At 52.5% G+C, this 23341-nt stretch carries 17 protein-coding genes and 4 pseudogenes; 4 read left to right on the top strand and 17 right to left on the bottom strand.

Annotation, left to right across the window (positions count from 1 at the left end; genetic code table 11):
• Positions 1-165, bottom strand: a 165-nt coding sequence (locus tag BHE85_RS20985) for an IS1 family transposase (protein WP_047664789.1), incomplete at its 3' end; no start/stop codon positions are given.
• A 148-nt stretch (positions 166-313) separates the two neighbouring features.
• On the opposite strand from BHE85_RS20985, the pseudogene BHE85_RS27005 reads away from it, so the two are divergent.
• Together BHE85_RS27005 and BHE85_RS20975 are read left to right on the top strand one after the other, a co-directional pair.
• Positions 314-943, top strand: a pseudogene (locus BHE85_RS27005) (zinc-binding metallopeptidase family protein).
• A gap of 102 nt (positions 944-1045) precedes the next feature.
• Positions 1046-1548 (top strand): annotated as a pseudogene (locus BHE85_RS20975) (YfbM family protein).
• A gap of 67 nt (positions 1549-1615) precedes the next feature.
• On the opposite strand, the gene nuoN reads toward BHE85_RS20975, so the two are convergent.
• From nuoN to lrhA, 14 genes and pseudogenes are all read right to left on the bottom strand, one after another.
• Complete coding sequence (gene nuoN, locus BHE85_RS20970) at positions 1616-3073, bottom strand: NADH-quinone oxidoreductase subunit NuoN (RefSeq protein ID WP_000156719.1); 1458 nt, start codon at positions 3071-3073, stop codon at positions 1616-1618.
• A 6-nt stretch (positions 3074-3079) separates the two neighbouring features.
• Positions 3080-4609 (bottom strand): NADH-quinone oxidoreductase subunit M, encoded by a 1530-nt coding sequence (gene nuoM / locus BHE85_RS20965; RefSeq protein ID WP_000926418.1) that lies wholly within the window; start codon positions 4607-4609, stop codon positions 3080-3082.
• Positions 4610-4772: 163 nt separating this feature from the next.
• Entirely contained in the window at positions 4773-6614 is a 1842-nt protein-coding gene (gene nuoL / locus BHE85_RS20960) for an NADH-quinone oxidoreductase subunit L (protein ID WP_001056599.1), read from the bottom strand.
• Positions 6611-6912 (bottom strand): annotated as a pseudogene (nuoK, locus tag BHE85_RS20955) (NADH-quinone oxidoreductase subunit NuoK). The gene nuoL and the pseudogene nuoK overlap by 4 nt, the downstream one beginning before the upstream one ends.
• A complete protein-coding gene (gene nuoJ / locus BHE85_RS20950) occupies positions 6909-7463 on the bottom strand; it encodes an NADH-quinone oxidoreductase subunit J (RefSeq protein ID WP_000393511.1) in 555 nt (184 codons plus the stop codon). Before nuoJ ends, nuoK begins: the two are co-directional and overlap by 4 nt.
• 11 nt (positions 7464-7474) lie before the next feature.
• Complete coding sequence (nuoI, locus tag BHE85_RS20945; RefSeq protein ID WP_000172749.1) at positions 7475-8017, bottom strand: NADH-quinone oxidoreductase subunit NuoI; 543 nt, start codon at positions 8015-8017, stop codon at positions 7475-7477.
• A 14-nt stretch (positions 8018-8031) separates the two neighbouring features.
• Positions 8032-9009, bottom strand: coding sequence for an NADH-quinone oxidoreductase subunit NuoH (nuoH, locus tag BHE85_RS20940; RefSeq protein ID WP_000118507.1), 978 nt, complete (start codon positions 9007-9009; stop codon positions 8032-8034).
• Positions 9006-11732: an NADH-quinone oxidoreductase subunit NuoG gene (nuoG, locus tag BHE85_RS20935; protein ID WP_001298783.1), complete on the bottom strand. Its 2727-nt coding sequence runs from the start codon at positions 11730-11732 to the stop codon at positions 9006-9008. Before nuoG ends, nuoH begins: the two co-directional genes overlap by 4 nt.
• A gap of 52 nt (positions 11733-11784) precedes the next feature.
• Positions 11785-13122: an NADH-quinone oxidoreductase subunit NuoF gene (nuoF, locus tag BHE85_RS20930; protein ID WP_000789502.1), complete on the bottom strand. Its 1338-nt coding sequence runs from the start codon at positions 13120-13122 to the stop codon at positions 11785-11787.
• Positions 13119-13619 (bottom strand): NADH-quinone oxidoreductase subunit NuoE, encoded by a 501-nt coding sequence (gene nuoE, locus BHE85_RS20925; protein WP_000545042.1) that lies wholly within the window; start codon positions 13617-13619, stop codon positions 13119-13121. Before nuoE ends, nuoF begins: the two co-directional genes overlap by 4 nt.
• A gap of 2 nt (positions 13620-13621) precedes the next feature.
• Entirely contained in the window at positions 13622-15424 is a 1803-nt protein-coding gene (nuoC, locus tag BHE85_RS20920) for an NADH-quinone oxidoreductase subunit C/D (protein ID WP_000247878.1), read from the bottom strand.
• 93 nt (positions 15425-15517) lie between these two features.
• Entirely contained in the window at positions 15518-16180 is a 663-nt protein-coding gene (nuoB, locus tag BHE85_RS20915; RefSeq protein WP_000386733.1) for an NADH-quinone oxidoreductase subunit NuoB, read from the bottom strand.
• A gap of 15 nt (positions 16181-16195) precedes the next feature.
• Positions 16196-16639 (bottom strand): NADH-quinone oxidoreductase subunit NuoA, encoded by a 444-nt coding sequence (nuoA, locus tag BHE85_RS20910; RefSeq protein WP_000062997.1) that lies wholly within the window; start codon positions 16637-16639, stop codon positions 16196-16198.
• A gap of 629 nt (positions 16640-17268) precedes the next feature.
• A complete protein-coding gene (lrhA, locus tag BHE85_RS20905) occupies positions 17269-18207 on the bottom strand; it encodes a transcriptional regulator LrhA (protein WP_000622286.1) in 939 nt (312 codons plus the stop codon).
• Between the two features lie 918 nt (positions 18208-19125).
• Here lrhA and alaA point away from each other — a divergent pair.
• Both alaA and yfbR read left to right on the top strand, forming a co-directional pair.
• The gene (gene alaA, locus BHE85_RS20900) at positions 19126-20343 is read left to right on the top strand and encodes an alanine transaminase AlaA (protein WP_000074527.1); all 1218 of its coding nucleotides are present in this window, start codon (positions 19126-19128) and stop codon (positions 20341-20343) included.
• Positions 20344-20426: 83 nt separating this feature from the next.
• Positions 20427-21025 (top strand): annotated as a pseudogene (gene yfbR / locus BHE85_RS20895) (5'-deoxynucleotidase).
• Positions 21026-21083: 58 nt separating this feature from the next.
• Here the strand turns inward: yfbR and BHE85_RS20890 are convergent.
• Positions 21084-22916, bottom strand: a complete 1833-nt coding sequence (locus BHE85_RS20890) for an SLC13 family permease (RefSeq protein ID WP_039064201.1) — start codon at positions 22914-22916, stop codon at positions 21084-21086.
• A gap of 119 nt (positions 22917-23035) precedes the next feature.
• Positions 23036-23341: integrase core domain-containing protein (locus BHE85_RS20885; protein ID WP_032232747.1), on the bottom strand; the 306-nt coding region annotated here is incomplete at its 5' end.

The following is a 23341-nucleotide window of genomic DNA, read 5'->3' as shown; positions in this document are numbered from 1 at the left end:
TTTCTGGTGCGTACCGGGCTGAGAGGCGGTGTAAGTGAACTGTAGTTGCCATGTTTTACGGCAATGAGAGCAGAGATAGCGCTGATGTCCGGCAGTGCTTTTGCCGTTACGCACCACGCCTTCAGTAGCGGAGCAGGAAGGACATCTGATGGAAATGGAAGCCACGCAAGCACCTTAAAATCACCATCATACACTAAATCAGTAAGTTGGCAGCATTACCCTTTTTGTATAGATCTAACAACCGTAATAAAACAAATACTCATAACTCATTATAAATAATGATAAAATAACGTCTTTTATTGATAATTTATATATGGGAAAAATTCCTTTTGTTATATTGTTTCTGATTTCACTCCCTCTGATTATTTTTACCAACCCTGGGTCACTGCATTACCACCAACGCCCCGACACGTCAGTCCTGAGCAATTAGAAAAAACAGTTCGTTATCTTACACAAACTGTGCATCCACGTAATGCCGACAATATTGATAATCTGAATAGGTCCGTAGAGTATATAAAAGAGTTCTTTGTCAGTAGCGGTGCCAGAGTTACCGCGCAGGGCGTCCCCGATTGGCTATTACGACTCTGCGCCTGGTAGCCAGGATTACCTTTACCCGCAATGTCCTGGCTTTATCCCGATCGGGGGGACTTTATTGCCTGGTCGGCAGAATACAGGATATCAACGCCGTTCGTCAGGTAAAAACGGCATTGTTATCATCCCGGGATTTATCTGTTTATTCTATGAATGCCCCATGGTTTATTCCCGGTATTGATTTCTCTGACCACCTGAATTATTGGCAACACGATATTCCCGCCGTAATGATTACTGACACCGCTTTTTATCGTAATAAACAATACCACTTGCCCGGTGATACAGCAGACAGATTGAATTATCAGAAAATGGCTCAGATGGTGTTATAACCTTGTTACACAACAGTAAATAATAAAAATTTCTCGAGGCGGGTCCAGAAACAGCGACATGTACATTTTATTTTCCCTCGTCTGTTTTAAGATGCGAAACATAAAATTCAATGGAGGAAAAATAAATGGGAATGATTGGTTATTTTGCAGAAATTGACTCAGAAAAGATTAACCAATCTGCTTGAGTCTACTGAAAAACCTTTGATGGATAATATACATGACACGCTTTCAGGATTACGCCGACTGGATATTGATAAACGCTGGGATTTTTTACACTTTGGGCTGACAGGCACCCCTGCTTTTGATCCCGCGAAGAATGATCCGCTGAGTCGTGCCGTGCTTGGTGAACACAGCCTCGAAGATGGCATAGATGGCTTCCTGGGATTGACCTGGAATCAGGAATTAGCCGCGACAATCGACCGACTGGAATCACTGGATCGAAGTAAGCTGCGTAAACAGTTTTCCATTAAGCGACTATGAAATGGAGATTTATCCGGGAGTGACCTTTTCAGAAGAGTTAGAGGGGCAACTCTTTGCCTCGATCATGCTTGATATGGAAAAGCTGATTAGCGCGTATCGACGTATGCTGCGACAAGGGAATCATGCGCTGACGGTTATTGTTGGGTGATGGTGTCAGAGCGCCAAAAAAAAACCGCCGAACATGTCGGCGGTTTTCTGACTTACAAACTAACAGATTACATCAGCGGCATTGCTAACCGCACAATACTAATCAGCGATTGTGGCCATACACCCAGCACCAGTACCAACAGTGCAGAAATCAGCACCACGATACCGCCCGCGCTGTACTGCCAGTTTGACGGTGCATCGCGACCCGGTTGTTCCGGTGCGTGCAGGTACAGGCTCACCGCCACGCGCAGGTAGTAGTAGAGGCCGATTGCCGAACCGACAACCACGGCACCCACCAGCCACCACAAGTGTGCCTGGACACCGACCGCCAGCACGTAGAACTTACCGATAAAGCCCAGCGTCATCGGGATACCGGCCAGAGACAGCATCATCACCGTCATCACTGCCGCGAGGATCGGACGATGCCAGAACAGACCGCGGTAAGAGAACAGGGAATCAGCATCCGGGCCACGATACGGGCTGGACATCAGGCTGACCACGCCGAACGCGCCGAGGCTGCTGAACAGATAACCGGCCAGGTAAACCCCTACCGCTTCCATCGACATCTCGCCGGTTTGCAGCGCAATCAGCGCCACCAGCAGATAGCCGAGGTGAGAGATAGATGAGTAACCGAGCAGACGTTTGATGTTGGTCTGGCTCAACGCCATCAGGTTACCGAAGATGATGGAGGCAAAGGCGATAATCGCCAGTACTACGCGAATCGCTTCGCTGTCACCCACCGGTGCATAGAGGAACAGACGCATCACCACACCGAAGATAGCGATTTTGCTCGCCGTCGCCAGGAAAGTGGAAACCGGCGCAGGCGCGCCCTGGTATACGTCTGGCGTCCACAGGTGGAACGGCACCAGAGAGAGTTTGAAGCCGAGGCCAACAATCATCATGCCGAAACCTGCCAGCAACAGCGGCTCGTTGAGCATACCGTCGCCGAGGTTTTTACCCAGCGCGACAAACGACAGGTCGCCAGACTGCGCATACACCAGCGCCATACCAAACAGCAGGAAAGAAGACGCTGCGGCAGAAAGGATGGTGTATTTGATACTGGCTTCCAGCGAACGTTTCTGGCGGAAAGCGTAACCGACCAGGCCAAACAGCGGCAAAGAGATCAGTTCAATACCGAGGAACAGAGACGCCAGATGGTTTGCATTCGCCAGCAGGATCCCGCCCAGCGCGGCAATTAACACCAACAGGTAGAACTCATCCTTGTTGTCGTTATAGCCTTCAAGCCACGGGTAGGCGAAAGTACAGGTGGCGAGGCTCGCCAACAATACCAGCCCGGTGTAAAGCATGGCGAAACCATCAACGCGCATCAGCGGCGTAACGTCCATAGCGCCCGCCTGGCCAACAAACCAGAGCGAAACCAGCGCCGCGTTAAGCCCAATAACCGAGAGCGTAGCGTTGAGGAAATGATTGCGTCGCCACGCAATGGAGAGCATCACAACCACCACCGTTAAGCCGACGATCAGCAACGGTAGCAGTGCGATCAGGTTTTGTGGAGTTATTGTCATGGCGATTTACGGCCTTGTAGTAGTAACGGAATTAACAAACCACTGCTGGATATTGCCAATCGCGGAGTGCGAGGTATCCAGAATCGGCTGCGGATAGAAGCCCAGCAGTACCAGCAGCACCACCAGCAACAGGATCATAAACAGCTCACGCAGCGACATCCCTGGCAGTTCCTGGCTGGCAATCTGGCTTTTCGCTTTACCGAAGTAAGCGCGATGCAACATCGCCAGCGAATAAACAGATGCAAAGACCAGCCCAAAGGTAGAGATAACGGTAATCACCGGGACAACCTGGAAGCTGCCGAACAGAATCATAAATTCGCCGACGAAGTTACCGGTGCCAGGCATCCCAAGCGTTGCCACCGCAAAGAACAGCGACAATGCTGGCAGCCATTTCATCTTGCTCCACAGACCGCCCATCATGCGCATGTCGCGGGTATGGATACGTTCATAAAGCTGACCACAAAGAATAAACAGACCCGCCGCCGACAAACCGTGCGCAATCATCTGGATTACCGCGCCCTGGTAGGCCAACTGGCTGCCGGTGTAGATAGCAATCAGCACGAAGCCCATGTGGGAAACCGAGGTGTAGGCGATCAGACGTTTGATATCGGTCTGGGCGAAGGCCATCCACGCACCGTAGAAGATGCCGATAACACCCAGCCACATAGCAATTGGCGCGAACTCTGCCGACGCGTTCGGGAACAGCGGCAGGGAGAAACGCAGCAAACCGTAAGCGGCAGTTTTCAGCAAGATCCCCGCGAGATCAACGGAACCGGCGGTCGGAGCCTGGGAGTGCGCATCCGGCAGCCAGCCATGCAGCGGAACCACCGGCATTTTGACTGCGAAGGCGATGAAGAAGCCCAGCATTAACAGGTATTCCACACCACTGGACATTGGCGTATTCAGCAGCTCTTCATAGTTGAAGGTCCAGACGCCGGTCGCATTGTAGTGAACAAAAACCAGCGCCAGGATGGCAATCAACATCACCAGGCCACTCGCCTGGGTGTAAATGAAGAACTTGGTTGCCGCCGTGATACGCGTTTTACCGTCAGAGGCTTTATGCCCCCACAGTGCGATCAGGAAGTACATCGGCACCAGCATCATTTCCCAGAAGAAGAAGAACAGGAACATGTCGATGGCAAGGAACACGCCGATAACGCCGCCCAGGATCCACATCAGGTTGAGGTGGAAGAAGCCCTGATATTTTTCGATCTCTTTCCACGAACAGAGTACCGCCAGCACACCGAGCAGACCGGTCAGCACGACCATCAGCAGCGACAGACCGTCAATGGCGAGATGAATAGAGATACCAAAACGCGGGATCCACGGCATGTCGAATTCAGACTGCCACTGCGGAATTCCGGCGGATTGCGTCAGTGAATAACCGCCCTGCAACCACAGTTGCAGCGACAGCGCCAGCGTCAATCCCATGGTGATCAGCGCGATCCAGCGTGGCACCTTGACGTCAAAGTGTTCGGTCTGCCAGCACAGGAAGCCGCCAATAAAGGGAATTAATATTAGCCAGGGTAGTAACATGGCGATCTTTATTCCTTGTAAAAGTCCCGTCAGGACCGGATTTTCAACGAATTCTCACGACAGAAAATTCTCTTCGGACTGGGGGTAGTGTCGGATGCGCCGCGAAGGCAGCTTATCCGACCTACGTTCTTATATGCCCAGGGGCAATCCCACAATCCTTAACTCAACGCAGTACCATCAACAGTGCCAGCACCACGACCGCACCGATGCTCATGGATGCCACATACCAGCGCAGATAACCGTTCTCGCTTAACAGCAGGCCTTTACCTGCAAAGCGGGAAAGAACCGCCGGAATGTTCATCATTGAGTTCAGCGGATCGCGTTTCAGCAACCAGGCAATACCCAGAAACGGCTTGACGAACACTTTGTCGTACAGCCAGTCAAAGCCCCAGGCGTTGTACCACCAGGTGCCCAGCAGACGGCCCGGCGCACTGTTGGCAATGGAGGTCACCAGAGTACGTTTACCCTGCCACAGCCAGGCTGCCAGCAGAATGCCGACCACCGCGACCACGCCAGAGGTAATTTCCAGGGTCAACATGCTGCCGTGCGCCAGTTCCGTCGTTTGCGGAAGCACGCTCTGCAGCGGCGGTACAATCAGTGCGCCAACGAAGGTGGAAAGGATCAGCAGCACAATCAGCGGCAGGCTGTGAGTTACCCCTTTCACGGCGTGAGCGTGAATTTGTTCTTTTCCGTGGAAGACGATGAAAATCATACGGAAGGTGTAGAGCGAGGTCATAAACGCACCGACCAGACCTGCCACCATCAGATTGATATGACCATTCGCCATCGCACCCGCGAGGATCTCATCCTTACTGAAGAAGCCCGCAGTGACCAGCGGTAGTGCCGACAGTGCTGCGCCGCCCACCAGGAAGCAGAAATAAACCAGCGGAATAGATTTACGCAGACCGCCCATCTTGAAGATGTTCTGTTCGTGATGGCAGGCCAGAATGACGGAACCGGATGCCAGGAACAGCAGCGCTTTAAAGAACGCGTGAGTCATCAAGTGGAAAATCGCCGCATCCCATGCCTGCACGCCAAGCGCGAGGAACATGTAGCCAATCTGGCTCATGGTAGAGTAAGCGAGAACACGTTTGATGTCGGTCTGTACCAGCGCGGCAAAACCGGCCAGCAGCAGCGTAACCGCCCCGACAATGCCCACCAGATGCAGAATTTCCGGCGTCATCAGGAACAGGCCGTGGGTACGGGCGATCAGGTAGACACCCGCGGTTACCATGGTTGCGGCGTGGATCAGCGCGGAGACAGGCGTCGGGCCCGCCATCGCGTCGGCAAGCCATGTCTGCAACGGCAACTGCGCAGATTTACCGACCGCACCGCCCAGCAGCATCAGCGTCGCCCACATCAGCATGTTATTGCCGTCAGCAAAGTGCGCTGGTGCCAGTTCCACCATTTCGCGGAAGTTCAGGGTGCCCAGTTCGTTGTAAAGAATGAACAGCGCGAAAGCGAGGAACACGTCACCCACACGGGTCACGACGAACGCTTTCATTGCCGCTGCGCCATTCTTCGGATCGGTGTAATAGAACCCGATCAGCAGATAGGAGCACAGGCCCACGCCTTCCCAGCCGAGGTACATCAGCAGCAGGTTATCGGCGAGAACCAGAACTACCATGCTGGCGATGAACAGGTTGGTGTAGGCGAAGAAGCGAGAGTAGCCCTCTTCACCGCGCATGTACCAGGAGGCGTACATGTGAATAAGGAAACCCACACCAGTGACCACCGAGAGCATGGTCAGCGACAGGCCGTCCAGCACCAGGTTAAAACCGATGTTAAAGTCGCCTACCGACATCCACGTCCACAGCGGCTGGCTGTATGCCTGCTCGCCGTTAGCGAAGAAATCAACGCCGATAAAGGCGGTTACCAGCGCCGCCAGGCCCACAGAGCCAACGCCGACGATCGCCGAAACGTTTTCAGACCAGCGCCCACGGGAGAACGCCAGCAGGACGAAGCCAATCAATGGCAAAATAATGGTTAAGGCAAGCATGTTCATCCGCGCATCTCACTTACTGAATCGATGTTCAGGTTCTGGCGACGACGGTGAAGTTGCAGCAGCAGCGCAAGGCCGATACTCGCTTCTGCCGCCGCGAGGCTGATGGCGAGAATGTACATCACCTGACCGTCGGTCTGACCCCAGTAGCTTCCGGCGACCACAAAGGCCAGCGCGGAGGCGTTAATCATGATTCCAGACCAATCAGCATAAACAGCAGATTGCGACGGATAACCAGACCGGTTAAGCCAAGAACGAATAAGATTGCCGAGAGGATCAGTCCATGTTGTAAGGGGATCATGCGTGCTCCTCCGTTTTTCTTTTCGCGCTGTCGTCTTTACGATTGCTCAGCACTTCACCCGCACGCTCTTCACGACCGACGTGGAAGGCCACAACCAGACCCGCGAGCAGCAGCATAGAAGCCAGTTCCACCGCCAGTACGTAAGGCCCGAACAGCGTAATACCCACTGCTTTAGCACTGATTGGCGTACCGTCGATACCCTGATCATTAACACCAAGGATGGCGTAAACAATCACCACCAGCATGATGGCCGACAAAATTGCCGGACCAATCCACACCTGCGGTTTCAGCCACTGGCGTTCCTGTTCGATTTCTGAACCGCCCAGGTTGAGCATCATCACCACGAACACGAACAGCACCATAATGGCACCCGCGTAGACGATAATTTCCAGCGCACCGGCGAAGTAAGCGCCCAGTGAGAAGAACACCCCGGAAATCGCCAGCAGCGAAATAATCAGGTACAGCAGTGCGTGTACCGGATTGGTATGGGTGATCACTCGCAAGGTCGCAAGTATGGCTATCAGGCCACAGATATAAAAAGCGAACTCCATTGCCCCTCTCCTTACGGTAACAGGCTCTTGACGTCGATAGGCTTGGCTTCGTTCTCTGCTTCGCCCTTATCTTTGCCGTCGATTGCCATACCTGCCATCCGGTAGAAGTTATATTCCGGGTATTTGCCCGGACCGGAGATCAGCAGATCCTCTTTTTCGTAAACCAGATCCTGGCGCTTGTATTCCCCCATTTCGAAATCCGGGGTTAACTGAATCGCCGTGGTCGGACAGGCTTCTTCGCACAGACCACAGAAAATGCAGCGTGAGAAGTTGATGCGGAAAAATTCCGGGTACCAGCGACCGTCTTTGGTTTCTGCTTTTTGCAGCGAGATACAGCCGACCGGGCAGGCTACCGCGCAGAGGTTACAGGCTACGCAACGCTCTTCGCCGTCCGGGTCGCGGGTCAGAACGATACGACCACGATAACGGGGCGGCAGATAGACCGGCTCTTCCGGGTACATTCGCGTTTCGCGTTTGGCGAACGCGTGCAGGCCGATCATCCAGATACTACGAACCTGGGTGCCGAAACCTACTAACAATTCTTTTAAGGTCATGGTCTTATTGCCCCTTATTGCGCCTGCCAGAGAATGACAGCCGCCGTTACCAGCAAGTTGATCAGCGTCAGCGGCAGGCAGATTTTCCAGCCGAAGGACATTACCTGGTCATAACGCGGACGCGGTAACGACGCACGAATCAAAATGAACATCATCATAAAGAACGCGGTTTTCAACGCGAACCAGATGAATGGCGGTAACAACGGGCCTTGCCAGCCACCGAAGAACAGCGTCACCATCAATGCAGAGATGGTCACAATCCCGATGTACTCACCCACGAAGAACAGACCGAACTTCATACCGGAATATTCAATGTGGTAACCATCCGCCAGTTCCTGCTCGGCTTCCGGCTGGTCAAACGGGTGACGGTGACATACCGCCACGCCCGCGATGGCAAAGGTAATAAAACCAAAGAATTGCGGGATAACGTTCCACACATGCGCCTGGCTGTTGACGATGTCGGTCATGTTGAATGAACCGGCCTGCGCCACCACGCCCATCAGGGAAAGCCCGAGGAACACTTCGTAGCTCAGGGTCTGCGCAGAAGCACGCATCGCACCCAGCAACGAGTATTTGTTGTTACTTGACCAGCCCGCAAACAGCACCGCGTAAACCGCCAGACCTGCCATCATCAGGAAGAACAAAATCCCGATGTTCAGGTCGGCAACCACCCAACCCGGACTGACTGGCACAATCGCAAAGGCCAGCAGCAGCGAGGTAAAGGCAATCATCGGTGCCAGGGTAAAGATGACGCGATCCGAGAATTTCGGGATCCAGTCTTCTTTAAAGAACATTTTGATCATGTCCGCAACCAGCTGGAGCGAACCGCCCCAGCCAACACGGTTAGGTCCATAACGGTTCTGGAACAGACCCAGCAGGCGACGTTCGCCAAAGCTCATGAATGCCCCACAGGTGACAACCACCAGCAGGATCACCACCGCTTTGAGGATGGTCAGCAGGATCTCAATCAGTTCCGGTGATATCCAACTCATTGTTGTGCCTCCTTGAGATCCTCAAGATGCGCGCCAGCCAGCACCGGAGCAATGCCGGACATACCCATCGGCAAGCCCACCTGCCCTGCCGTCAGTCCTTCGGCGATTTCAACCGGCAGCGTGACCGTGTTGCCATCGTAACTAAAGGAGACGCGTGTACCTGCGTTCACACCCAACTTCGCGGCATCCGCTGGGTTGAGTTTGATGTACGGCTGCGGCATACGGCTCTGGAAGACCGGAGCACGCTGTGACAATTCATCGCTGCCAAACAGGTGGTAATACGGCGCAATACGCCATTTCCCGTCCTGCGGCTGGAAGCGTGCCGGTACGCTGGTGAAGTAATCCAGACCATTCTCGCTGGTTTCAAACAGACGCACGCCCGGATCGCCAAAGCGCAGTTTGCCGCCCACTTCGTCCTGGAATTTGTTCCACGCCTGCGGGGAGTTCCAGCCCGGTGCCCAGGCAAACGGCACTTGCGAACGGTGCGCGGTCGGCTGGTTGTTACCTTCCATCGAGAAGGTGAACATGGTGTCAATATCCTGCGGCTGACGCGGCTCATGAACGCTGATATTGGCGCGCATGGCGGTACGACCGCTGTAACGGTGCGGTTCACGGGCCAGTTTCTGCCCACGAATACGGAATGTCGCATCCGGCGCAGCATCTTTGATACCTGCCAGTTCCGGGATTTTCGCCACAACAGCGTCAATCACATGGTCGAGCTGCGTCCAGTCCACTTCACGGCTCAGCAGGGTGCTGTGCAGCGAGTGCAGCCAGCGCCAGCTTTCCAGCATGACAGTTTTGCTGTCGTAATAAGCCGGATCGTAAACCTGGAAGAAACGTTGGGCGCGACCTTCATTATTAATTACCGTACCGTCGCTTTCAGCAAAGCTGGCGGCGGAAAGTACCAGATGGGCGTTTTCCATGATCGCTGTACGCTGATGGTCAACCACCATCACCAGCGGTGCTTTAGCCAGCGCAGCATTCACGCGGGTAGCAGAAGCGTGACGATGCAGATCGTTTTCCAACACCACCACCGCGTCGGCGCGTCCGGTTTCCAGTTCGGTTAACGCTTCTTCAAGCGAACCGCCACCCATAATGCCCAGCCCCATGCTGTTGACGGAACGGGCAATCATGGTGATACCGACGTCAGCGCCGCGACCTTTCAGGGCTTTCGCGACGTTAGCCGCCGCCTGAATCACCTCTAAGCTACCGGCGTTCGTCCCGGAGATAATCAACGGTTTCTTCGCACCTGCCAGTGCCTGCACGATGACGTCGATTTTGCTTTGCAGCTCAGGTTCGATACCGTCAACCGCTGGTGCAGAGTTATCCAGCGCATGGGCGATGGCAAAACCTAAACGCGCCTGATCTTCAACCGGTGCGCGGTAAGTCCACGCCGCGATATCATCCAAACGGGTGTCATCAACGTTGGTAACAAACAGCGGATGCTTCGCACGTTGACCGATGTTAAGGATTGCCGCAATCTGCCAGTCAGCCACTTTCTGTGCTGCCGCCATTTCGCGCGCTTTACCTTTCACCGCCTGACGCACTGCCAGCGCGACGCGCGCGCCGGTCTGGGTAACGTCTTCGCCCAGCACCAGTACCGCATCGTAAGATTCGATTTCGCGCAGAGCCGGAGTATAAATGCCGCCTTCACGCAGCACTTTCAGCGCCAGTTGCAGACGTTCCTGCTCACCGTGAGCGATACCGGTGTAGAAGTTTTCTTCGCCCACCAGTTCACGCAGTGCAAAGTTGCTTTCCACGCTGGCACGCGGAGAACCAATACCGATCACTTTCTTCGACTGACGCAGAATATCTGCCGCGCCCTGCATTGCCTGTTCGGCGTTGAGGGTAATGAAATCATCGCCACGACGCTGTACTGGCTGACGCGGACGATCCTTCAGGTTGACGTAACCGTAACCGAAACGACCACGGTCGCAGAGGAAGTAGTGGTTTACCGTACCGTTGTAACGGTTTTCGATACGACGCAGTTCGCCGTAACGTTCACCGGGGCTGATGTTACAGCCGATGGAACATTGCTGGCAGATGCTCGGCGCAAACTGCATATCCCATTTACGGTTGTAACGCTCGGAGTGCGTTTTGTCGGTAAATACGCCGGTCGGGCAAATTTCGACCAGGTTACCGGAAAATTCGCTTTCCAGCGTGCCGTCTTCCGGGCGACCGAAGTAGACGTTGTCGTGCGCGCCATAAACGCCCAGATCTGTACCGTCAGCGTAATCTTTGTAGTAACGCACACAGCGGTAGCAGGCGATGCAGCGGTTCATTTCGTGAGATATGAATGGCCCCAAATCCTGATTACGGTGGGTACGTTTGGTGAAACGGTAGCGACGGAAGCTGTGTCCGGTCATCACGGTCATATCCTGAAGATGGCAGTTACCGCCTTCTTCACATACCGGACAGTCGTGCGGGTGGTTGGTCATTAACCACTCGACCACACTTTCACGGAACTGTTTCGCTTCTTCGTCGTCAATGGAAATAAAGGTGCCATCGGAAGCCGGTGTCATACAGGACATCACCAGGCGACCACGCGTGTCTTCCGCGTTTTGGTATTGCTTCACCGCACACTGGCGGCAAGCACCGACGCTTCCCAGCGCCGGATGCCAGCAAAAGTAAGGAATATCAAGGCCCAGAGACAGACAAGCTTCCAGCAGGTTGTCCGCTCCGTTGACCTCGTATTCTTTGCCGTCTACATGAATTGTAGCCATTAGCATGCTTCCAGTTTTCTCGGTCAGGGACCGAGCGTTAATCGAAATTCGGTTACCAGCGCTCTTTCAGCAGGTTCGGCTGAATCCCATTAATCAAATGGGTATTGCTGAACGGCTGTTTGATTCCCGCCTCAAATTCTTCGCGGAAATATTTGATGGCGCTCTGTAACGGCTCCACTGCACCAGGTGCGTGGGCACAGAAAGTTTTACCCGGGCCTAAGAATCGACACAGTTGCTCAAGTGTTTCAATATCGCCCGGCTGGCCTTCGCCACGCTCCAGCGCACGCAGAATTTTCACGCTCCACGGCAGACCGTCGCGGCACGGCGTACACCAGCCGCAGGACTCACGGGCGAAAAACTCTTCCAGGTTACGCACCAGCGACACCATGTTGATCTCATGGTCAACCGCCATCGCCAGCGCCGTACCCAGACGGCTGCCCGCTTTACCGATACTTTCGAATTCCATCGGCAGATCAAGGTGCGCTTCGGTCAGGAAGTCAGTCCCCGCGCCGCCTGGCTGCCAGGCTTTAAATTTCAGACCATCACGCATACCACCGGCGTAATCTTCGAGGATCTCGCGTGCGGTGGTGCCGAACGGCAGTTCCCACAGTCCCGGATTTTTCACCCGACCGGAGAAGCCCATCAGCTTGGTGCCAGCATCTTTACTTTTCGAGATGTTCTGATACCACTCCACGCCGTTAGCGAGGATCGCCGGAACGTTACACAGGGTTTCGACGTTGTTGACACAGGTCGGTTTGCCCCATACGCCGGAGGTTGCCGGGAAGGGGGGTTTCGAGCGTGGGTTAGCACGACGCCCTTCTAGGGAGTTGATTAACGCTGTTTCTTCCCCGCAGATGTAGCGCCCTGCCCCGGTATGGACGAACAGTTCGAAGTCGAAACCTGTTCCCATAATGTTTTTGCCAAGCAAGCCCGCTTCAGTGGCTTCGGCAATGGCGCGGCGCAGATTTACTGCCGCTTCGATATATTCGCCACGCAGGAAGATGTAGCCACGGTAAGCTTTCAGCGCAAACGCGGAGATGAGCATACCTTCCACCAGCAGGTGCGGCAGTTGCTCCATCAACAGGCGGTCTTTATAGGTGCCCGGCTCCATTTCATCGGCGTTACACAGCAGGTAACGGATGTTCATGGATTCGTCTTTCGGCATCAGGCTCCACTTCAGGCCAGTAGAAAAGCCCGCTCCGCCGCGCCCTTTCAGACCAGCGTCTTTTACCTGATTAACGATTTCGTCCGGAGACAGCCCGGTCAGCGCCTTACGCGCCCCTTCGTAACCGTTTTTGCTGCGGTATTCGTCCAGCCACACTGGCTGTTTGTCATCGCGCAGACGCCAGGTCAGCGGATGCGTTTCGGGAGTACGGATAATGTTTTTCATTTATACCGCTCCAGCAGTTCAGGGATCGCTTCCGGGGTCAGATGCGCGTGAGTGTCCTCATCGATCATCATGTTTGGCCCTTTATCACAGTTCCCCAGGCAGCAAGTTGGCAGCAGCGTAAAGCGGCCATCAAATGTCGTTTGCCCTGGTTTGATGTTCAGCTTTTTCTCGAGCGCCGCCTGAATACCCTGATACCCGTTGATATGACAGACCACGCTGTCGCAATAACGGATCACATGGCGACCAACCGGCTGGCGGAAGATCTGACTGTAGAACGTTGCCACACCTTCGACGTCGCTTGCCGGAATACCCAGCACATCGGCGATCGCGTGGATCGCACCATCCGGCACCCAGCCACGCTGCTTCTGAACGATTTTCAGCGCTTCAATGGACGCCGCACGCGGGTCTTCGTAGTGGTGCATCTCGTGCTCAATCGCTTCACGCTCTGCCGCACTCAGCTCAAAAGCCTCGGTTTGTGGTTGTTGATTCTCGTGCATAATTAGCGGTCCACATCTGACATAACAAAATCGATACTGCCCAGATAAACAATCAGGTCAGACACCAGGCTGCCGCGGATCGCCGCCGGAATTTGCTGCAAATGCGCATAACTCGGCGTGCGGATACGAGTGCGATAACTCATGGTGCTACCGTCGCTGGTCAGGTAGTAACTGTTGATCCCCTTGGTCGCCTCAATCATCTGGAAAGATTCATTGGCAGGCATCACCGGCCCCCACGACACTTGCAGGAAGTGGGTGATCAGGGTTTCGATATGTTGCAGCGTGCGCTCTTTCGGCGGCGGCGTGGTCAGCGGGTGATCCGCTTTGAACGGGCCTTCCGGCATGTTGTTGAGGCACTGCTCAAGAATGCGCAGACTCTGGCGCAGCTCTTCCACTTTCAGCATTACGCGGGTGTAGCAGTCAGAAACACCACCACCAACCGGGATTTCAAAGTCGAAGTTTTCATAGCCAGAATAAGGACGCGCCTTACGCACGTCGAAGTCGATCCCGGTAGCACGCAGGCCCGCGCCAGTGGTGCCCCACTCCAGCGCCTCTTTCGCGCCATAGGCGGCAACGCCCTGGGAACGACCTTTCAGAATGGTATTTTGCAGCGCCGCTTTCTCGTAAGACGCCAGACGTTTCGGCATCCAGTCGAGGAACTCACGCAGCAGGCGATCCCAGCCGCGCGGCAGGTCGTGCGCTACGCCGCCAATACGGAACCACGCCGGGTGCATACGGAAACCCGTGATCGCTTCCACCAGATCGTAAATTTTCTGACGATCGGTAAAGGCGAAGAACACGGGCGTCATTGCGCCGACGTCCTGAATAAAGGTCGAGATGTACAGCAGGTGGCTGTTGATACGGAACAGTTCGGAGAGCATAACGCGAATGACGTTAACGCGATCCGGCACGGTGATCCCGGCCAGTTTCTCTACCGCCAGCACGTAAGGCATTTCGTTAACGCAGCCGCCGAGGTATTCAATACGGTCGGTATACGGAATGTAGCTGTGCCAGGACTGGCGCTCGCCCATTTTCTCCGCACCACGGTGGTGGTAGCCGATGTCTGGTACGCAGTCGACAATCTCTTCGCCGTCGAGTTGTAAAACGATACGGAAAGCCCCGTGCGCCGACGGGTGGTTCGGACCGAGGTTGAGGAACATGAAGTCCTCGTTTTCGGTGCCGCGCTTCATCCCCCACTCTTCCGGTTTGAAGGTCAGGGCTTCCATCTCCAGATCCTGTTTGGCTTTGGTCAGCTCAAACGGCGAGAATTCGGTAGCGCGCGCCGGGTAATCTTTACGCAGCGGGTGACCTTTCCAGGTTTGCGGCATCATGATGCGGCGCAGGTTCGGGTGACCGTCGAAAGTAATGCCAAACAGATCCCAGGTTTCACGCTCATACCAGTTAGCGTTCGGGAACAGTTTGGTGAAGGTCGGTACGTGCAGGTCGTTTTCTGCCAGCGCCACCTTCAGCATGATGTCGCGGTTACGATCGATAGAAATCAGATGGTAGAAAACGGAAAAATCCGCGGCAGGTAACCCTTCGCGGTGTGTGCGCAGACGTTCGTCCATGCCGTGTAAGTCAAACAGCATGACGTAAGGTTTCGGCAGTTTCTTTAAGAAATCGCCAACTTCCAGTAATTGTTCACGCTTGATCCACACAACGGGAACCCCGGTGCGAGTCGCCTGAACAGTAAAGGCATCCGGCCCAAAACGGTTGCGCAGTTCGCCAATTACCGGATCATCAAGATGATCGCGGGTCTGCCAGGCGGGTTCTTGCGCGGTTAAGTCGGTCATATTGTTCACCATTGCAAATGGTCCGTGGTGACTGTCGGCGCAGTAAGCTTCGCGAAATAGATTTAGGAATAAGCGAAGAAAAATCCCTTTGCCGACAGGCGCAAATTAAATCTCGTCAGGTGTACGCAGGTTGGTTACGGCAATGCGTTCACCGCGCTTGCGTTCGCGCTCTGATTGCATATTGGCGCGATAAACGCCCTGATCGCCAACCACCCAGGAGAGCGGACGACGTTCTTTGCCGATAGATTCCTGCAACAGCATCAGTGCCTGCATGTACGCTTCAGGACGCGGCGGGCAGCCCGGGATATACACATCAACCGGGATGAATTTATCGACGCCCTGCACAACGGAATAAATATCGTACATACCACCAGAGTTGGCACAGGCACCCATTGAGATAACCCATTTTGGTTCCAGCATCTGGTCATACAGACGCTGAATAACCGGTGCCATTTTGGTAAAGCAGGTTCCTGCAACCACCATCAGGTCAGCCTGACGCGGCGAAGCACGCAATACTTCTGCGCCAAAACGCGCCACGTCATGCACCGCGGTAAACGAAGTCACCATCTCAACGTAACAGCAGGAAAGACCGAAGTTATACGGCCAAATTGAGTTTTTACGACCCCAGTTAACCATGTCATTGAGCTTGCCCATAAACACGTTTTTGTTAACTTCTTGCTCCAGAGGGTCGGTTACGATCTCCTGCTTTTGCAGGGGGTAACGGTCGTTCTCACCGTTGGGATCTATGCGGGTGAGCGTATAATCCATCTTAATGCCTCGCGGTTAGCGTTGACGATTAGCGATACTGTTCGTTTCCGGGTTCATACGCTCGCGGCGTGAACGCGCGGGCGTCCAGTCCAGCGCGCCAATACGCACCAGATAAACCAGACCTGCCAGTAACACAAAAATAAAAATTGCAGCTTCCACAAAGCCTACCCAGCCGCTTTCGCGGATAGAGGTTGACCATGCGAACAGATACAGCGCTTCAACGTCGAAGATAACGAAGAACATGGCCACCAGATAAAACTTGGCGGACAGGCGTAAGCGGGCGGAGCCGACCGAGTCGATACCGGATTCAAACGGCACGTTTTTCGACCTCGCGCGTGCGCGACCGCCTAAAAACCAACCACCTACCAGCATTAGGCAACACAGGCCAATGGCAACGATAAGAAAGATAGCGAATGCCCAGTGATGAGCGATGACTTCAGTGGATGTTGACATACTCATTGCTTACTCATCAAAAGTAGCGCCAGATTCACTGCTCTTCACGGCAGATGGACGCCACATCGATTCATGGGGAGGAATAAAAAAACCTTACAATCACTGTAGAAATTCTTTTATACAGCTAATTGATGTGGTCTTTTACTCCTTTCTATAACCTTTTGTCAACTTTAACAAAAGTTTCTTCACATTAGTTTACATAATATCAACACCATTAGCATTTAATGCCCTTTCACCCCAGATCCTTGACGACTCCAGGATAATTAGATGTTGTTGAATCGTGTCCGTTGTGAAGCAATGGAAAAAATACGGGTCTATTTTGACAGGAATTTGTGTCGATTCCTCCCCCCAAAAGAGAGTATTTTCTTGATCTGTGACACGCTTTTGTCATTCCATAACAAAAACGCAGCAACAAATTTACGTATTTTTTAACATCATTGTAGCAGGTGATTTTTTTCAGGCGATTATTTGTGCGTTCGGGACGTGAATCTCTGGTGATTGAAAAATGAACAGTTTTGTACGTTCTGCACTATGCGAGGAAGGATTTTTACTAAAAAAAAGCCGCTGGGGTTTAAAACACCCCCAGCGGCTCGTTTTTTACACTATTGTCTCAGGAATTATCTATCGTCCGTCGATTACTCGATATCCCTTTCAATCAACAATGAATCATCCCCTTCCGGAGCAGACATTGGGCTGTATTGCCACGGATTATGGTAGCTCTCCATCGCCTGATAGATCACCTGGGCCAGCTCATTATTACTGGACGGGTCATAGCACAGCAAATATTCGGTATCAGGTAGCGGCGGTAAGCCATCTACTCCACTCAGCACACGCAGGTCCGGGCTCATCATCTCAACCGGCCTTGCCGTCACGCCAAGACCGGCTTTCACTGCCGCACGAACGGCCGGAAGCGTCGAGGCGACATAAGCCAGTCGCCATGGAATATCTGCTTTATTAAGCGTTGCCAGCACCATATCGCGAAACGGACTTGGATCATCCAGCAATACAAGAGGGATCGGCTCGCCTTTTTGCAATACGTATTCCGCTGCGCAGTACCAGTGTGTTGGCGAGGTACGCAGGTTCAATGCCTTAAACGCTGAAGGACGATGGGTGGTTACCATCAAATCCACTTCCTGGGATTCCAGCATTTCTGCCATATAGGCATTACGTTTAACGCGGACATCCAGCGCTAATTTCGGATAAACCGAACTCACGCGATTTAACAGGAAAGGTAAGATCGTATCGGCAGATTCATCTGAAGCACCGATAGTTAACACGCCCTGAAGATTACTGAACATTAATGATGAGCAGGCCTCATCATTAAAACGCAGGATTTTCCTGGCGTAACCAAGAAGTTGAATGCCATGTTCAGTTAACAGTTTGTTGCGACCGTGACGAGCGAACAGTTCTTTCCCAACGAGTTGTTCCAGACGCTGCATTTGCTGACTTACGGCGGACTGAGTACGACACACAGCGGCAGCTGCGGCAGCAAAAGTGTTCAGATCGGCAACAGCAACAAATGTTCTCAGCAGATCGAGGTCGAGGTTAATTATCGGACGATTTGCACTTATCATATATTATCACTTACTGGCGGCTCATACTGAGCTGGTTAATGCTGTGCACACACAAACAAGCAATTCCATTTGTAATGTGCCTCCCTGGCAGTTTCATCCGGAACCCGGACGAAAGTAAAAATGCATATGAGTTGCACTAAAAAAGCGACTCACATTGTTCCGTTATAATGCCTGAAGTAGATCACAGAATATATCTTCAGGGATCGCATATCTATTAAGTTACTCACTCTTTTCTATTTATGACATGCGCGTGTTTGTATAAATGTAAATGTGAGTCCTTGTTCCACTCTCGTGCAGCATCGCTGGTCATACGCGAACACGTACAAACAGCAATGGTGAGGCGGCATCAAGAGCAGGGATCCGTCATTTATGCGAGCATTTTACCCCAAAAACCTTTTATTTATAAGGGCCATTGCGAATCATCTGATGCAAAGTTATGTTATGTTAGGCAAAGTAATCTTCTATTATTAATAAGCACATCAAAACCTTTTTGAATATTAAATAATAATTAATTAGCATCATCCTCATTCATTAATTCCGCTTAACAATAGTTTCACACCTTGCCCCATTACGACACCTCGGAAATCATCACGCTGTTAAACTCTCCGTAATGCGGAAATATCATCATCGCGTTTCATTAGTGAATTCTTAAATGAGGCATTTTCACACAATTATCTTACAGATAAAAAAACCAGACTTACAATTAAGAATCAGAACAATTCACTATATAACATTGCATGTAAAGCATATACACCTCATTATTTTGTCATCATTAAGTTATTAACAGCACAATCGAGCCTTCCCCTCTGGCAAAATCTTATTCTGCAGACCTTCAAAACACCGTCCTGGGGGAGTACATTGTTCTAAGCTGACTTCCACGGCAGGGAGTGGCGATAACAGCAAAAAAGGTCAAGATTCATGTCCCCCATTGAAAAATCCAGCAAATTAGAGAATGTCTGTTATGACATCCGTGGTCCGGTGCTGAAAGAAGCAAAACGCCTGGAAGAAGAAGGTAACAAGGTACTGAAACTGAACATCGGCAACCCAGCCCCGTTCGGTTTTGACGCGCCAGATGAAATCCTCGTTGACGTGATACGCAACCTGCCTACCGCTCAAGGGTATTGCGATTCCAAAGGTCTTTACTCCGCGCGTAAAGCCATCATGCAGCACTACCAGGCTCGTGGCATGCGTGATGTTACCGTGGAAGATATTTACATCGGCAATGGTGTATCGGAGCTTATCGTTCAGGCAATGCAGGCATTGCTGAACAGCGGGGACGAAATGTTGGTTCCTGCACCAGATTACCCACTATGGACCGCGGCGGTTTCGCTTTCCAGCGGTAAAGCGGTGCATTATCTTTGCGATGAATCCTCTGACTGGTTCCCGGACCTCGATGATATTCGCGCTAAAATTACGCCTCGTACGCGTGGGATCGTTATTATCAACCCAAATAACCCAACCGGCGCGGTATATTCCAAAGAGCTTTTAATGGAGATTGTGGAGATTGCACGTCAGCATAATCTCATTATCTTCGCCGATGAAATTTATGACAAAATTCTTTACGACGACGCTGAGCATCACTCAATTGCGCCGCTGGCACCTGACCTGCTGACCATTACCTTTAACGGACTGTCGAAAACGTACCGCGTTGCAGGCTTCCGTCAGGGGTGGATGGTGTTGAACGGGCCGAAAAAACACGCCAAAGGCTACATCGAAGGTCTGGAAATGCTGGCTTCAATGCGCCTGTGTGCTAACGTTCCTGCGCAACACGCCATTCAGACCGCGCTGGGTGGTTATCAGAGCATCAGTGAATTTATTACCCCTGGCGGTCGTCTTTATGAGCAGCGTAACCGCGCGTGGGAACTGATCAACGATATTCCGGGCGTTTCCTGCGTGAAACCTCGTGGTGCGCTGTATATGTTCCCGAAAATCGACGCCAAACGCTTTAACATTCACGACGATCAGAAAATGGTGCTGGATTTCCTGTTGCAGGAAAAAGTTCTGTTGGTGCAAGGGACGGCATTCAACTGGCCGTGGCCGGATCACTTCCGCATTGTCACGCTACCGCGTGTCGATGATATCGAGCTGTCTTTGAGCAAGTTCGCGCGTTTCCTTTCTGGTTATCATCAGCTGTAATCTTAATTTCACTGCCGGAGATTGCATCCGGCAGCGTTATCCCGCCACAATGACCTGATGATGTCATCATACGTAAGGTCACTATGAAACAGAGCCATTTTTTTGCCCATCTCTCCCGCCTGAAACTCATTAACCGCTGGCCGCTAATGCGCAACGTGCTGACGGAAAATGTGTCCGAACACAGTTTGCAGGTAGCGATGGTCGCCCATTCGCTGGCAGCTATCAAAAATCGAAAATTTGGCGGTAATGTCAACGCCGAACGTATCGCTTTACTGGCGATGTACCACGATGCCTCAGAAGTGCCACCGGCGATCTCCCTACTCCGGTGAAATACTTCAATTCGCAAATCGCTCAGGAGTACAAGGCTATTGAAAAAATCGCTCAGCAAAAACTGGTCGATATGGTTCCGGAAGAGCTGCGGGATATCTTTGCGCCGTTAATTGACGAGCATGCATATAGCGATGAAGAAAAATCGCTGGTGAAACAGGCAGATGCACTGTGTGCATATCTGAAATGTCTGGAAGAACTCGCGGCCGGAAATAATGAATTCTTGCTGGCAAAAACGCGACTGGAAGCGACGCTTGAAGCGCGTCGCAGCCAGGAGATGGACTACTTCATGGAAGTATTTGTTCCCAGCTTCCATCTTTCGCTCGATGAGATTAGCCAGGATTCACCGCTGTAAGCAGCCGGAGTCTGCGTCGCATCAGGCAATAAGCGCCGGATGCGACATCAGGCTCTTGTCAAAACGGAAACAGCATCGGGATCATCACCACACAAACCGCCATCACGATAATGGTGAACGGTACCCCCAACTTCACAAAGTCACTGAAGCTGTAATTTCCCGGACCTAAAACCAGTGTGTTAACAGGTGAAGAAACCGGTGTCATAAAGGCGGCGGATGCTGCCATCGCCACGACCATCGCGAATGGATAAGGCGACACCCCCATCGTTTTGGCAGCAGCCAGCGCAATCGGAGCCATCAACACCGCCGTCGCGGTATTAGAGATAAATAGCCCAATAACCGCCGACAAGACAAACAAACACCCCAGCATCATATGTGGCCCGTAACCACCGCCAATGTCCATCAGCCCTTTCACCGCCAGCGCGACACCTCCCGTTTTCTGTAATGCCACAGCAAACGGCATCATCCCAACGATCAAAATAATGCTCGGCCAGTGAATGGATTTATAGGCGCTTTCAGCATCTATACAGCGGAATTTCCCCATCAGCAGGCAGGCGATGATAGCGGCAACAGGATTAGGAATTTCATCTGTCAGCATTAACGCCACCATTAGCACCAGACAGAAAATGGCATGGGGTGCCTGGCTGTGCGCGGGCGATACTTCACTCACCTCTTCCGGTAAGTTCAGCGCTACGAAGTCGCGGCCCTGTTTGGCCAGCATACCGATCAGTTTCCAGTTACCCACAACCAGGATGATATCGCCCAGCAGCAGAGGCTCATCCGCCAGCGAACCTTCCAGCGCCACGCCATTGCGCTTTAGCCCCACCACATTCAGTCCGTAGCGGGTACGAAAACCAATTTCGCGCACCGATTTACCAATCAGTTCTGACTCAGGAATTAATGAAATCTCTGCCATGCCCACATCAAGGGCCTGGTCAGAAAAATACTCGCCGCGCAGTACCATCGGCTCCAGCAATTGCTCACTACAAAATTGCCGGAGATCGACATCAGCCGCAGACATATCAATAAGCAAAACGTCACGCGCGCGAAATTCAGAAACCCCATTAACGTTCACGATAACGCGACGAAAACGCCGCCAGCGTTCAACACCGATGACGTTAGCGCCATAACGCTCACGTAATTTGAGATCATCCAGCCGTTGACCAATCATTGGCGATCCGGGGCGAATAGCCAGACGTCGCGCACGCCCGGTCAGTCGATATTCACGGATAAGATCGCGAAAGGTTCGACGCGTCCAGCCTTCGCGCTGCGGGGTCTGGGTATCCCCTTTCAGCATGAAACGCATCACTAACATATACAAAATACCCAGCACCAGCACGACCAGGCCAACAGGTGTTACGCTAAAGAAACTGAAGCCGTGATAGCCTTCACGCAGCAATTCACTGTTGACTACCAGGTTCGGCGGCGTCGCCACCAGCGTCATCATGCCGCTAATCAGCCCGGCAAAACTTAACGGCATCATCAGACGTGACGGCGAAGTTTGCATACGCATGGCAACGCTTAACACCACGGGAATAAAGATAGCGACAACGCCGGTTGAACTCATAAACGCGCCAAGCCCCGCGACGGTCAGCATCAACAAAACCAACATTTTGATTTCACTGTTGCCCGCCACTTTGACCAGCCATGTTCCCATTACGGTGGCAACACCGGTACGGACCAAACCATCGCCAATAATAAACAAGGCGGCAATCAGGACAACGTTAGGATCAGAAAAGCCGGAAAATACTTCGGGGACCGTCAGCGTTCCGCTTAATGCAAACGCGACAATAACAAACAAAGCGACCGCATCCATACGCACTCTGCCCGTCGCAAACAAGACGATGGCAACGGCCAGTAATGAAAGAACCCAAATCAATTCACCGTTCACAACTTATCCTTGTTAATTGAGGGGGATGACTTGATTCTGCCATAAAAAAGCCCCGACGAGACGGGGCTAAATCATGATGAACCGCCCCGGGTTTCCTGGAGAGTGTTTTATCTGTGAACTCAGGCTGCCAGATCATCGTTTCCGATGGAAGCATAATAAGCTTTTTCTGCTTCTGCCGGAGGGATGTGGCCCAGCCTTTCCAGCAATCGTCGATTATTATACCAGTCCACCCACGTGAGTGTGGCCAGTTCCACTTCTGCACGGTTTTTCCAGCTCTTACGGTGTATTACCTCCGCTTTGTAAAGACCATTGATGCTCTCCGCCATCGCGTTGTCATACGAGTCGCCTGTACTTCCTGTTGATGCCAGTAATCCGGCTTCCTTAAGCCGCTGTGTGTAGGCCAGCGATACATACTGAGAACCTTT

It is taken from the genome of Shigella sp. FC1567, from assembly GCF_001743015.1.
Taxonomy (GTDB): domain Bacteria; phylum Pseudomonadota; class Gammaproteobacteria; order Enterobacterales; family Enterobacteriaceae; genus Escherichia; species Escherichia coli.
Note: the sequence above shows the minus strand (reverse complement) of the source record. Positions and strands in the feature narration are given on the sequence as shown.